This is a genomic window from Streptomyces sp. NPDC127177, assembly GCF_042672475.1.
In the GTDB taxonomy this organism is placed as follows: Bacteria; Actinomycetota; Actinomycetes; order Streptomycetales; family Streptomycetaceae; genus Streptomyces.
Map to the genome: position 1 here is coordinate 1 of NZ_JBHXUW010000106.1, position 12,857 is coordinate 12,857.

The 12,857-nt window shown below is 72.0% G+C and carries 11 protein-coding genes; 3 read left to right on the forward strand and 8 right to left on the reverse strand.

Features of this window, described 5'->3' with window-relative positions:
• Positions 1 to 43: 43 nt before the first annotated feature.
• Positions 44 to 2,245 carry an MMPL family transporter gene (locus ACFVJX_RS35305; protein ID WP_384136603.1) on the reverse strand — a complete coding sequence of 734 codons (2,202 nt, stop codon included), beginning with the start codon at positions 2,243 to 2,245 and terminating at the stop codon, positions 44 to 46.
• 411 nt (positions 2,246 to 2,656) lie between these two features.
• Here ACFVJX_RS35305 and ACFVJX_RS35310 point away from each other — a divergent pair, with 411 nt between their 5' ends.
• On the forward strand, positions 2,657 to 3,331 hold the full coding sequence (locus tag ACFVJX_RS35310; protein WP_384136605.1) for a ThuA domain-containing protein: 675 nt from the start codon (positions 2,657 to 2,659) through the stop codon (positions 3,329 to 3,331).
• 60 nt (positions 3,332 to 3,391) lie between these two features.
• On the opposite strand, the gene ACFVJX_RS35315 is transcribed toward ACFVJX_RS35310, so the two are convergent.
• The 3 genes from ACFVJX_RS35315 to xylB all read right to left on the reverse strand — a co-directional run bounded on the left by ACFVJX_RS35315 (position 3,392) and on the right by xylB (position 7,117).
• Positions 3,392 to 4,222: a hypothetical protein gene (locus tag ACFVJX_RS35315; protein ID WP_384136607.1), complete on the reverse strand. Its 831-nt coding sequence runs from the start codon at positions 4,220 to 4,222 to the stop codon at positions 3,392 to 3,394.
• Positions 4,219 to 5,496: a VWA domain-containing protein gene (locus ACFVJX_RS35320; RefSeq protein WP_384136609.1), complete on the reverse strand. Its 1,278-nt coding sequence runs from the start codon at positions 5,494 to 5,496 to the stop codon at positions 4,219 to 4,221. The genes ACFVJX_RS35315 and ACFVJX_RS35320 overlap by 4 nt, the downstream gene beginning before the upstream one ends.
• 127 nt (positions 5,497 to 5,623) lie before the next feature.
• Positions 5,624 to 7,117, reverse strand: a complete 1,494-nt coding sequence (gene xylB / locus ACFVJX_RS35325) for a xylulokinase (RefSeq protein WP_384136611.1) — start codon at positions 7,115 to 7,117, stop codon at positions 5,624 to 5,626.
• A 240-nt stretch (positions 7,118 to 7,357) separates the two neighbouring features.
• On the opposite strand from xylB, the gene xylA reads away from it, so the two are divergent.
• Positions 7,358 to 8,527 (forward strand): xylose isomerase, encoded by a 1,170-nt coding sequence (gene xylA / locus ACFVJX_RS35330; protein ID WP_384136613.1) that lies wholly within the window; start codon positions 7,358 to 7,360, stop codon positions 8,525 to 8,527.
• A gap of 90 nt (positions 8,528 to 8,617) precedes the next feature.
• On the opposite strand, the gene ACFVJX_RS35335 is transcribed toward xylA, so the two are convergent.
• The 4 genes from ACFVJX_RS35335 to ACFVJX_RS35350 form a co-directional block, all read right to left on the reverse strand.
• The gene (locus ACFVJX_RS35335; RefSeq protein ID WP_384136615.1) at positions 8,618 to 9,868 is read right to left on the reverse strand and encodes an ROK family protein; all 1,251 of its coding nucleotides are present in this window, start codon (positions 9,866 to 9,868) and stop codon (positions 8,618 to 8,620) included.
• Between the two features lie 104 nt (positions 9,869 to 9,972).
• The gene (locus ACFVJX_RS35340; RefSeq protein WP_384136617.1) at positions 9,973 to 10,620 is read right to left on the reverse strand and encodes a DUF305 domain-containing protein; all 648 of its coding nucleotides are present in this window, start codon (positions 10,618 to 10,620) and stop codon (positions 9,973 to 9,975) included.
• Positions 10,617 to 11,267 (reverse strand): DUF3105 domain-containing protein, encoded by a 651-nt coding sequence (locus ACFVJX_RS35345; RefSeq protein WP_384136619.1) that lies wholly within the window; start codon positions 11,265 to 11,267, stop codon positions 10,617 to 10,619. Before ACFVJX_RS35345 ends, ACFVJX_RS35340 begins: the two co-directional genes overlap by 4 nt.
• Before the next feature lie 89 nt (positions 11,268 to 11,356).
• Entirely contained in the window at positions 11,357 to 11,782 is a 426-nt protein-coding gene (locus ACFVJX_RS35350; protein WP_384136621.1) for a hypothetical protein, read from the reverse strand.
• 112 nt (positions 11,783 to 11,894) lie between these two features.
• Between ACFVJX_RS35350 and ACFVJX_RS35355 the strand changes: the two genes are divergently transcribed.
• A complete protein-coding gene (locus ACFVJX_RS35355; RefSeq protein WP_384136623.1) occupies positions 11,895 to 12,821 on the forward strand; it encodes a phospholipid scramblase-related protein in 927 nt (308 codons plus the stop codon).
• Positions 12,822 to 12,857: the final 36 nt, after the last annotated feature.

A 12,857-nucleotide genomic window follows, 5' to 3' on the forward strand; every position in this document is an offset into this window, starting at 1 on the left:
GTCACATGACACGGGCGGCCCCTGCCCACGACGCGGCCGGCGGTCAGACGCCTGCCGGGGCGCGGTCCTCGGCCTCGGCGGGCGGGACGGCCGCACGGTGCGTGAGCGCCTCGCCCTCGATGTCGACCCGGGGCAGCAGGCGGCCCAGCGGGCGCGGCAGCCACCAGGCCCGGTCACCGAGCAGCGCGAGGACGGCCGGGACCAGGGCCATGCGGACGACGACGGCGTCGAACAGGACCGCGATGGCCAGGCCGAAGCCGATCGTCTTGATCATGGATTCGTCGGCGGTGACGAACCCGGCGAACACCGACGTCATGATCAGCGCTGCCGCCACCACGACCCGGGAACTGTGCCGGAACCCGCTGACGATCGCCTGACCGGGCCGCTCCCCGTGGACGTACGCCTCCCGGATCCGCGAGACGAGGAAGACCTCGTAGTCCATGGCCAGACCGAAGACGATGCCCACGAGGAAGATCGGCATCATGCTCATGATCGGCCCGGTCTGCCGCACGCCGAGCAGATCGGCGGCCCAGCCCCACTGGAAGACCGCGACGACGGCGCCGAGCGAGGCGAGTACGGAGAGCAGGAATCCGGCGGCGGCCTTGACCGGCACCAGCACCGATCGGAAGACCACGGTCAGGAGCAGGATGGCCAGCCCCACGACGACGACGAGATAGGGCAGGAGCGCGTCGCTCATCTTCTGCGCCATGTCGATGTCGGCCGCGGTGCTGCCGGTGACCTCGAACGTCGCGTCGGTGCCGGACACGATGTCCGGGCGATCGTCACGGATGGTGGCCACGAGCTCCTTGGTCTGCTCGCTGGTCGGTGACGTGGAAGGGGTGACGGAAAGGACCGCGGTGTCGCCGCTCGGGTTGAACCGGGCGGGGGAGACGGAGACGACGCCCTCGGTCCCGGCGATCTTCCCGGAGATCCCGTTGACCGCGCTCTTCGGGTCGGCGGCGTGCGAGGCGTCGACCACGAGGGTCAGCGGACCGTTGAAGCCCGGCCCGAACGCGTCGGCCAGATCGTCGTAGGCGCGGCGCTCGGTGGCCGACGTGGCCTTTGACTCGTCGCCGGGCATGCCCAGCTGCAGATCCATGGCCGGTACGGCGAGCACTCCGAGCCCCAGAACGGAAAGGATCAGGACGGGCAGGGGCCTGCGCAGTACGAACCGGGCCCAGCCGGCGCCGAGGCGTCCCGCCGGTCCGGCCTTCCTCCTGCCCCTGCGCTCCCGCCGGGCGAGTACCGCGTTCGGCCAGAAGCCGAGCAGCGCGGGAACCAGGGTCAGCGCGATCATTACGGCGACGAGGACACCGCCGGCGGCGGCCAGTCCCATGCTGGTCAGGGACGGGACACCGGCGACGCAGAGTCCGGCCAGCGCGATCACCACGGTCAGACCTGCGAAGACGACGGCTGACCCGGCGGTGCCGACGGCCAGACCGGCCGCTTCCTGGGCGTCGTGCCCCTTGGCGCGCTCCTCCCGGTAGCGGGCGACGACGAAGACCGCGTAGTCGATCCCGACCGCGAGCCCGAGCATGTTCGCCAGCGAGCCGGTCGACGAGGACAGGCCGAGCGCGCTGCCCAGGGCCATGATCGACGCCAGGGTGATGCCGACGCCGAGTACGGCGGTGAGCAGTGGAACTCCGGCGGCGGCGAGCGAACCGAACGTGATCAGCAGCACCAGTGCGGCGACCACGACCCCCGCGGCCTCACCGATACCGCCTGCCCCGATGGAGGCCGACACGGCGGTCCCGCGCGCCTCCACCGTCAGACCCGCGTCCTCGGCCCGGTCCATGGCGTCCCGCAGCTTCTGCCGGCCGGCGTCCGACAGATCGTCGGCGGCCACCTTGTAGGTGACGCTCGTGTACGCCGTCGAGCCGTCCTTGCTCACGGCGTGCGCGTCGAAGGGGTTGGCGGCACCGGCGACCTGTGTGTCCGCGCTGATTTCGGCCACGGCGTCGTCGATGGCCCGCCGGTTGTCGGGGGCGGTGACCTTCGTGCCGTCAGGGGCGACGAACACGATCTGGGCGCCTGCCCCGTCCGCCTCGGAGCCCGGGAACCGCTCGTCCATGAGGTCGAAGGCCCGCTGGGACTCGGTCCCGGGCATGGAGGAGGAGTCGTCGGGGGCCGCGGGGGCGCTGACGGCGGTGAAGCCGATCGCCGCCAGCACGGCCAGCCAGAGAAGGACCACGCAGCGGCGCCGCCCGAAGGCCGCCCGGCCCAGTCGGTACAAGAAAGTCGCCATGGAAGAGGAACTCCGCATCTGATCTCGGGAACTCCTCAAGGCTCACCGGACGGACCCCCCGACGGCGTCATGCGGCTGCGGACAATCCCGCCTACTCAATCCGCAGTAGGAGCGGCCGGGGCGTCGTGCACCTGCGGCAGGTGCAGGATCATCTCCAGCGACGACCCGCCGTCCGGTCCGGTGAAGGCACCGACCGCTTCGATGCCGTTCCTCCCGTAGCAGCGGATGGCGCGGGGGCTGTCGGTGAGGCCCCGCCCGGCAGGACGGCCCGCCTCCTGCCGAAGCGCGCCTGTCGTCCCGTCACCCCGAGCCCGGAAGGGGCGAACTCATCAGCGAAGGGCACAGGGGGTGCGGGCTCCTCGGCCGCCGGAACATCATGGGGACTCCACCCGAGCACACCTGGAGCAACCGTTGCCGGCTCGCAGCCCCGCCCGCGTCCTCGTCTTCACCCGCACCACGGAGTACCGCCACGACTCGATCCCCGACGGGGTCGCCGCGTTCCGGGCTCTCGGCGCGGAGCACGGCTTCGCCGTGGACGCGACGGAGGAGCCCGGGGTGTTCGAGGCCGGGCTGCACGCGTACGCGGCGGTGGTCTTCCTCTCCACCAGCGGGGATGTCCTCACACCCGCCGGACGCGCGGGACTCCAGGCGTACTGTGCGGCGGGCGGCGGCTTCATGGGGGTGCACGGGGCGGCCTGCACCGAATACGACTGGCCGTTCTACGGCGAACTGCTGGGCGCCCGGTTCGACCGGCACCCCGCGTTCCAGCCGGGCACCCTCGTCATCGAGGACCGTCAGCACCCGGCCACCGCCCATCTGGGCGCCACCTGGGACTTCACCGACGAGTGGTACGACTTCAGGGACAGCCCGCGCGGCCGGGTGAGGGTGCTCGCCTCCGTCGACGATTCCTCCTACGAGGGCGGCGTCACCGGGCCCGACCACCCGCTCGTCTGGACCCGTGAGCACGGCGGGGCCCGGGTGTTCTACACCGCCCTCGGACACGCCCGGGAGGCCTACTCCGACCCGGACTTCCGTGCCCATCTCCTCGGCGGGCTACGTCATGTGATGGGGCATCACACCCACTGAACCCGGTGGGGCACGGTCCGTCGGCCGGTCCGGGTGTCCGGTCCGGCCGACGGCACGTCGTCAGACGCCCGGCGGGACCCGGGAGGGGCGGCCGTTGCCGCGGGTCAGCGAGTAGCCGAAGACCGCCGCGAGCGCGCCCAGCACCCCGCCGCCCACGGTCCAGAGCCAGCGGTCGGTCCACCAGCCGGAGGCCCAGCCGTCCTCGGGCTCACCGGCGAGCGGGACCGGGGCGGCCGACGAGCCGTCGGCGGCCTGCTCGACCGAGGAAACCCCGGGCACCAGCGGCTTGGAGAGCGAGCCGTCGACGTCCCCGGCACCGCCCTTGTCGGCCGAGTTGACCTCGACCTCGGTCCGCACCGGCAGACCGAGGTCCGCCGCGGGCAGATCGACGACCGTGAGCCGGACGTAGTAGCTGCCGGGCAGCGGGTCGTTGGCCCACGGCTCGGACCAGGCCCTGACCGTACGCAGGACACAGGTCAGCTCGACCGTGGTGGCGTCGGCCGCGGCCTTGCCGGTCTGCTTGCCGTACATGCAGGCCTGGCGGCGGCGCAGCCCGTCGTACACATCGACCTGCCAGGTCGACGCGCCGTGCCGGGCGGTGTTCTCGGGCAGCGTGACCTTCGCCTTGACGGTGGGCCGCTGGCCCGCGTCCGCCGGGAACACCCAGTACAGGTAGTCGCCCGCGGAGCCCCCTGCGGTGGCGGTCTGGTCCTGCTTGATCGCGGTCGCGGTACGGAAGGCGGTGCCCGCCTCCGTGGGGCCGGAGCCGTCGCCGGAGGCGCTGGGGCCGGGGTCGGCCGACGGGTCGTCCGCGACGGCGGCTCCCGCCCCGGTCAGCAGGGCCAGGCCGGTCAGCAGCGCACCCGCGAGCAGACGTGTCGTACGGATCATCGGTTGGTCCTCCATACGGCGATGCGCCAGCGCGAGATCCAGCCGGTCAGCAGGCCGGCGACCAGTCCGGTCAGGACGAGCACACCCAGCAGCCACCAGCCGCGGCCGAGGCCGAACGCGGCGACGTCGGCCGCGTTGTCGGGGCCGTCCACCACATCGACGGTCAGCTCGACCGGCATGCCGGGAGAGGTCTTCACCGAGGCCGGGGCCGAGAAGGAGTTGCTGACCTGGAGACAGACGGTCTCCGCGGCCGGTTCGTCGCCGTCGTCCGTGTCCTGCTCGGGCTTCGGGTAGCGCAGCCCGGACGAGATGGCGTCCGTGCGCCCGGTGCCGGACTCGGAACCTCTGACGATCTCCCGGCCGTGCACGGTCACCGCTCGCAGCAGCGTTCCGTAGTCGTTGTTGACGGCGCGGTCCGCGAAGACGCTCACCGAGGCGCGCAGCTCCTGGCCGGGCAGCACGTCCACGCGGTACCAGCGGTGCTCGCCGATCTTCTCGCGGTCGGTGTAGAGACCCGACTTCAGCTTGGGCGCGTCGGTGCAGCCGGCCGCGCCCTCGGTCGCCACCGGGGTGACGACGGGCTCGGCCGCCCGGTCCACCAACTGCGTGACACGACCGGAGAGTTCATCGGTGTGCTGGACGGCGGTGTAGGTGCCGCCGGTGGCCTCGGCGATACAGGTCAGCTGCTTGCGGATCTTCTCGTTCGGCACCAGGCCGAGAGTGTCGATGACCAGGTGGATGCCGCTCGCGGCGATGTCGCGGGCAACCTCGCACGGGTCGAGCGGGCCGCAGGTGTCCTCGCCGTCGCTGATCAGCACGATCCGGCGGGTGGAGTCGCCGCCCTTCAGATCGTCGGCGGCGCCCTGCAGGGCGGGCCCGATCGGGGTCCAGCCGGTGGGTGCCAGCGTCGCGACCGCCGTCTTGGCATCGGTGCGGTCGAGCGGGCCGACCGGGTAGAGCTGCTTGGTGTCCTTGCAGCCGACCTTGCGGTCGTCGCCCGGGTAGTCGGCGCCCAGGGTTCGGATGCCGAGCTGCACCTGCTCGGGCACCGAGTCCAGCACCTCGTTGAACGCCTGCTTCGCGGCGGTCATCCGGGACTGGCCGTCGATGTCACGGGTCCGCATGGAACCACTGACGTCGAGCACCAGCTCGACCTTGGGGGACGCTTCGGTGGGGGTTTCATCGGCCGCGGCGGGGAGGGCCGAGCCGAGCCCGGCGGTCAGGGTGGCGAGCAGAATACCCACCCCGACCGTCAGTCTTCTTCTTATGATCATCGCCGGATAGTAGTGAACATCAGTTCGCTATCCAAAACCGGTGCGTGACCGCCGCCGGCCTCTTGTGCGGGACGCGGCACGGAATATGACAGCAGGTCAGCCCCGGCCGCGCTACCGGCTGCGCCGCTCAGCCCTGCGGGCGGTCCGCGCCCAGCAGGGGGCCCGATGCCCGGTCCAGCACCGAGCCGATCCGGGCCCAGGTGGTCAGGTCCCGTTCGACCGCCTCCAGCCTCAGGTCCTCGCCGGTGTCCCAGCCGGTGGCGATGGCGACCGCGTCCGTACCCGTGGCTGCCGATGCCGCGAGTGCCGCCGCGCCCACGGCGACGAGTTCGCCGCTCGCCGGCACGGTCACCGGCCGCCCCGACAGCCGCCGGACGGTCTCCACCCACTGGCGGCCCTGGGCTCCGCCGCCGATCAGCAGCAGCGGCCGGGCCGCCACCTCGGGGTCGGCCGGGTCGAGCCCGCAGGCCCGCAGCAGTTCGTCGAGCGCGCGCAGCACGGTGAAGACCGCGCCCTCGTAGGCGGCGCCCAGGAGTTGCTGCGGTGTGGTGTCGTGCCTGAGTCCGGTCAGGAGGCCGGACGAGGTGGGCAGGTCCGGGGTGCGTTCGCCGTCCAGGTAGGGCAGGAGTACGGCCTCGCCGCCGGGTGCCGCATCGGCGCGGTCCAGGCCGAGCAGGGCCGCGACCTTGTCCACGGCCAGCGTGCAGTTGAGGGTGCAGGCGAGCGGGAGGTAGGTACCGTCGGCCGCGGCGAAGCCGGAGAGTGCGGGGGAGGAGGGCCTGGCCCGCGAGGCGGCGAAGACCGTGCCCGAGGTGCCGAGGCTGAGGACCGGGTGGTCGAGGAGCCCGGCGCCGCCGAGCCCGAGGCCGACCGCCGCGCTCATGTTGTCACCGGTGCCCGCGGCGACCGCGATCCCCGCGGGCAGGCCGAGCGCCTCGGCCGCCCCGGCGGTCAGCGACCCGATGCGGGCCGCGCCGTTCGGAGCCACCTCCGGCAGCAACGCCGGTTCGATGCCGAGGAGTTCGAGCAGTTCGGCGTCGTAGGCGCCGGTTGCGGTGGAGTACCAGCAGGTGCCGGACGCATCGCCCGGGTCGGTCACGGCGCGGCCGGACAGCCGCTCGGTCAGGAAGTCGTGGGGCAGCCGGATCGCCGCGGTGGCGGCTGCGGTCTCCGGTTCGTTCTCGCGCAGCCACTGCCACTTCGACGCCGTCATCGCGGCCACCGGCACCGAGCCGGTGCGTGCGGTCCAGGCCTCGGCCCCGCCCAGCGCCGCGGTGAGGGCGGCGGCCTGCGGGGCCGAGCGGGTGTCGTTCCACAGGAGTGCCGGGCGCAGCGGGCGGCCCGCGCCGTCGAGGACGACCAGCCCGTGCTGCTGTCCGGCGACCGCGATCCCGGTGACGGCGGCGACGGGGACACCGGACTCCTTCAGCCCGGCGGCGACCGCGTCACGCAGCGCCTGCCACCACACCTCGGGGTCGCTCTCGCGGGCCCCCGCCTCGCCGGTGACGACGTGCGGGGCGCGGCCGACCGCGAGCAGCCGGCCGGTGGCGATGTCGACGAACGCCGCTTTGGTGGACTGGGTGGAGCTGTCCACACCGATGACGACGGTATGCGGCGGCATGGCTGACCTCATTCTCTGGCCCCAGGGCTCCCGGGCTCTGGATGCCTGCCCTGCGGGTATTTGACCGAAGGAAAAACAAATTACGCGATCCGGCGCCCGCGGAACAGGGGGTGAGGCGGATTTCCGGCGAGGGGGGTTACGTCACGGGGATGGTCCGTGCATGATTAGTCATGACAGTGAACAAATAGAGGTTCGGCCGCCCGACCGGCTGGGACCCATGGCACCGAAGGCGGATGGACCATGACCGAAGGCTTCACCCCCACCCCGCAGGACAGGTTCACCTTCGGCCTGTGGACGGTGGGCTGGCAGGGACGCGACCCGTTCGGCGACGCGACCCGGGAGGCGATCGACCCCGTCGACTCCGTGCAGCGCCTCGCGGAGCTCGGCGCGTACGGTGTGACGTTCCACGACGACGACCTGATCCCGTTCGGTTCGACGGACTCCGAGCGCGAAGGCATCGTGAAGCGGTTCCGCCAGTCGCTGGACACGGCCGGTCTCAAGGTGCCGATGGTGACGACGAACCTGTTCACCCATCCGGTGTTCAAGGACGGCGGCTTCACGGCCAATGACCGTGATGTGCGCCGGTTCGCGCTGCGCAAGGTGATCCGGAACATCGATCTCGCGGCGGAGCTGGGCGCCAAGACGTTCGTGGCCTGGGGCGGTCGTGAGGGTGCGGAGTCGGGCGGCGCCAAGGATGTGCGGGTGGCGCTGGACCGGATGAAGGAGGCGTTCGATCTGCTCGGTGAGTACGTCACCGAGCAGGGCTACGATCTGCGGTTCGCGATCGAGCCCAAGCCGAACGAGCCGCGCGGGGACATCCTGCTGCCGACGGTGGGCCACGCCCTGGCGTTCATCGAGCGCCTCGAGCGCCCGGAGCTGTACGGCGTGAACCCGGAGGTCGGCCACGAGCAGATGGCCGGGCTGAACTTCACGCACGGCATCGCACAGGCGATCTGGGCCGGCAAGCTCTTCCACCTCGACCTCAACGGCCAGTCCGGCATCAAGTACGACCAGGACCTCCGCTTCGGCGCCGGCGACCTGCGCCAGGCCTTCTGGCTCGTCGACCTCCTGGAGACCGCCGGCTACGAGGGCCCGCGCCACTTCGACTTCAAGCCGCCGCGGACCGAGGACTACGACGGCGTCTGGGCCTCCGCCGCGGGCTGCATGCGCAACTACCTGATCCTCAAGGAGCGCGCCGCCACCTTCCGCGCCGACCCGGCCGTGCAGGAGGCGCTGCGCGCTTCCCGGCTGGACGAGCTGGCGCAGCCCACCGCCGCCGACGGTGTGTCCGGGCTGCTCGCCGACCGCTCGGCCTACGAGGACTTCGACGTGACGGCCGCGGCGGAGCGCGGCATGGCGTTCGAGGCCCTGGACCAGCTGGCGATGGACCACCTGCTCGGGGCCCGCTGACCCTGCCGCACGGCGTGACGCCATGACGTGAGGGGGGACGGACGCGTTGCGCGTCCGTCCCCCCTCACGTCCCCACGTCCTCACCCCGGTTCAGCGCGTCGTGGCGGTCCGCCCCGCGTACGCCACCGGGTCGGCCAGCACGTCCGTCATGACCAGCGCCGCGGCGCCCCGTGCCGCGTCACCCGCGACGGACGAGGCACGCAGCCGGCCGCTGCCCGGGGACCACAGCCCCGACACGACCCGGTCCGTCAGCTCCTGGTCGACGGGTGGCGCCAGCCACGGCATCAGATTGCGGTAGACCCCGCCGAGCACCACCGCGTCGGGATCCAGCAGATTCACCGCACCGGACAGCACCCGCCCCAGCATCCGGCCCGCCCCGGCGACCGCGGCCACCGCCCGCTCGTCACCCGCCCGCGCGCGCCGCTCCAGTTCGGCGACGCCGATGCCGCTGCCCGCCTCCTCGATGCCGGCGGCCCGCAGCAGCGCCCCCTGTCCCGCGTACTGCTCAAGACAGCCGCGCGAACCGCACCGGCACTCCGGTCCCTCCGAGTCCACCACCACATGCCCGATCTCGCCGGCGAACCCGTGTGCCCCGCGCAACAGCTCGCCGTTGATGACCAGGGCACCGCCGACGCCGATCTCGCCCGTCAGATACAGGAAGCTCCGGATCCGCTCCAGCCCGCCGAACCACAGCTCGGCCAGGGCCGCCAGATTGGCCTCGTTCTCCGAGCTCACGGTCAGTGCCTCGTGGCCGGGGCGCTCGGCGGCCAGCGAGGCGGCGAACAGCTCCTGGGCCGGGACCTGGTTCCAGCCCAGGTTCGGCGCCTGGCGCACCGCGCCGCCCGAGACGAGTCCGGGCAGCGCCAACGCGACACCGACCGGGAACAGCCGCTGCTCGCCCGCCGACTCCAGGGTGCGCGCGGCGATCGTGGCCGCCCGCGCCAGCACCTCGGCGGGCGGCGCGCCCCGGTTGTCGAGGTGTTCGGTGAGCCGGACCCGGCCGGTGCCCGCCAGGTCGACGACGCAGACCGACACATAGTCGATGTTGACCTCGACGCCCAGCCCGGCGGGTCCGGTGCGGGCCATTTTGAGCGCGGTGCCCGGCCGGCCCGCCTGCCCGCTGAACGTCTTGCCGGACTCGGTGAGGAACCCGCTGTCGAGCAGCTGCTCGACGAGCGAGGACACGGCCGCCCGCGTCAGTCCGACCCGTGCGGCGACGCCCGCCCGGGTGGCCTCGCCCTCGCCCTCGTCGCGGACGGCCCGGAGCACGAGGCTGAGGTTGCTGCGCCGGACGGTGTCCTTGTCGGCCTTGGGCCCCAGCGGCGTGAGGTTGCTCTTCATATCGGTGCCGAGCCTATGCGATCCCGTACGCCGGTACGGCCGGGATGCGGGCACACCGGCTCCGGCCACGCCCTGCTCAGCGGGTGTGGCCGGAGCCCGGACGGTCAGGCCCTCGCCCCGCGCTCCTTGAGCATGTCCGCCATGAGCGCGATCTCGGACTTCTGGCCCAGGACCATGCCCGAGGCCAGGTTTCTGATCCCGTCGGTGCCGGCCGCCGTGGCGGCGGCCTGCGCCATGTCCGCCCCGGCGCGGTGGTGCGCGGTCATCAGCCGCAGGAACCGCACCTCGGCGTCCTCGCCCTTCGACGCCCGCAGAGCGTCGAGTTCGGCGTCGGTCGCCATACCGGGCATCAGGGCACCGTCACCGCGCGGCGTGACGGTATGGCCCATCCACTCCATGGGAGGCCGGGGTGAACTCTTCGAGCGGCCCCACGTCTCCAGCCGGCCCAGCATCATGCCGCGCTGGTTGGCCTGGGTGTTGATGATGTCGAACGCGAGCCGGCGCACCGCCACATCGGTGGTGCGGTCCCGCACGATGAACGACATCTCGACCGCCTGCTGGTGGTGGACCGACATGTCACGCGCGAACCCGACGTCCGCCGACTTCTCGGCCGGGGCGGACGCCGCGGCCGCGGCGGACGGCGCCGAGGAGGACGGGTGCGTCGACATGAGCGCGAGCAGGGCCAGCGCCAGCAGCAGCACCGCACCGCCGGCCAGGACCAGCGGACGGGACGCGCGCGTGGACGACGTCACTTGGCGACCCCGCCCGTGCAGGCGGCGCCGGGCTCGGGGGTCTGCGGGCCCTGGACGTACTTCGTGAAGAACTGCGCCACCCGGGCATCGGTGGCGCTCTTCACGGTCAGCTGCTTTCCCCAGGCGCTGAGCATCAGCGGGGCGGCCTGGTCCTCGACGGGACTCATCAGGGAGTACGTGGTGGCCGAGACGCGTTCGCCGAGCTTCTTCACATCGGCGGGCTCCGCCTCGCTGTTGTACGTGACCCAGACGGCGCCGTGCTCCAGCGAGTGGACGGCGTTCTCCTTCGGTATGGCCTCCGTGTAGACGTCGGCGTCGCAGTTCATCCACACCGGGTTGTGGTCCCCGCCGACCGGCGGGTTCATCGGGTAGTCGACCTTCTTGTCGACATGGTTCTGCGAGAGCTTGTCCCAGCTCTTCTCGCCCTTGACGGGCGAGGACTTGGCGGCCGTCTCCGCCTCGTCCTGTTCGTCGGCGGCGTTCATCAGATAGCCGCCGCCCACCACCAGCCCGGCCAGGACGACCACGGCCGCGGTGATCGTGACCAGGCGGCTGCGGCGCTCGCGGGCCCGCTCCTTGCGGCGGGCCTCCTCCAGCTTGGCGCGGCGGGCGGTGGCGGGTGTGTGCTGCTTCTTGGCGGTGGCCATGACGTGTCCTCGGGTTCGGTTCCGGTCCGGTGAGCCGGACGCTTTACGGGCAGGCGGATGCGCCCCGGGGGAAACCGGAGCGGGGCTGCCTAGATCCGTTGAACCTGGAGGCGCAGACGGTCGACGTCGCCGACCGCGTCGTTGGAGGGGCCGCGGATTCCGGCGGCGCCGGTGAGGAGACCGGCCGGGAGAACGGCGGTGGCGGAGGGGGACGCCGCCGGGGCGGGCTGGCCGGGCAGCACGATCGGTGTCGTGTGCTCCGTCGCGCCGTGGCAGGAACTCCCGATGCCGCGGTCTCCCGGAGCATCGGCCACCACGACCAGGTCCGCGACCGCCGGTACCGGGGTGATGGCCCGGGGAGCGGCGAACGAGGCATCGTCGCGGTGCGCCCCGGCCGACCGGGCGGAGGCGAGCGAACAGCACGGCACCAGGGCCAGGAGGACGAACACCCAGCCGAGCACCACCGAGGCACGGGCGCCGCGCACCCGGTCGGTCCGTTCACTCGGCCTGTTCATCCCGGACATCGTACGTGGTGTGTGAAGTTTCAATGAGTGCGCCGCGATCCAGGAGGCTGTGGATGTGACGGTAGGGGGTTGTTCGGACAGCGTGGCGAGATAGTGTGCCCCGGTGACAACGCACTCGAACGTATCTGCGGGCTGGTATCCGGATCCGCACGGCGCACCTCAGCTGCTGCGCTACTGGGACGGCTCCCGGTGGACCGAGCACACCAACCCGGCAGGCGGGCAGCAGCAGGCTCCGGCCCAGGGTCAGGCTCCTGCCCAGGTGCAGGCCCCGCAGCAGCAGTACCAGCAGCAGGCGGCCCCGCAGCAGCAGTACCAGCAGCAGGCCGCCGCCCAACAGCAGGCCGCGGTGCCGCAGCAGGCCGCCCACCCGCAGCAGGGCATGCACCCCCAGCAGGGCGCCCACCCGCAGCAGGGCGGCGGCCCGGGTGCGGGCACGCTCTTCAATCAGCAGGTCCTGGTGGTGAACCAGAAGGCCAAGCTGATCGAGGTCACGAACGAGTACAGCGTGTTCGACCAGCACGGGAACACCATCGGCTCGGTCGTCGAGGTCGGACAGAGCGCGCTCCGCAAGGTGGTGCGGTTCCTCAGCAGCATCGACCAGTACATGACCCACCGGCTCGAGATCCGTGACGCGTACGGTCAGCCGCAGCTGCTGCTGACCCGGCCGGCGAAGTTCATCAAGTCCAAGGTCATCGTCCAGCGCCCCGACGGGCAGCCGGTCGGTGAGATCGTCCAGCAGAACGCCATCGGCAAGATCAACTTCGCGATCATGGTCGACGGGCAGCAGATCGGCGCGATCAAGGCGGAGAACTGGCGCGCCTGGAACTTCGCGATCGTCGACCACAACGACGCCGAGATCGCCCGGATCACCAAGACCTGGGAAGGCCTGGCGAAGACGCTGTTCACCACGGCGGACAACTACGTCCTCCAGATCCACTACCAGCTGCCCGAGCCGCTGCTGAGCCTCGTGGTGGCGACGGCCCTGACCGTGGACACCGCTCTCAAGCAGGACAGCCGCGGCCTCGGCTGAGCCCCGGACCGTATGCGCGAACCGCCCGCGCCCCTC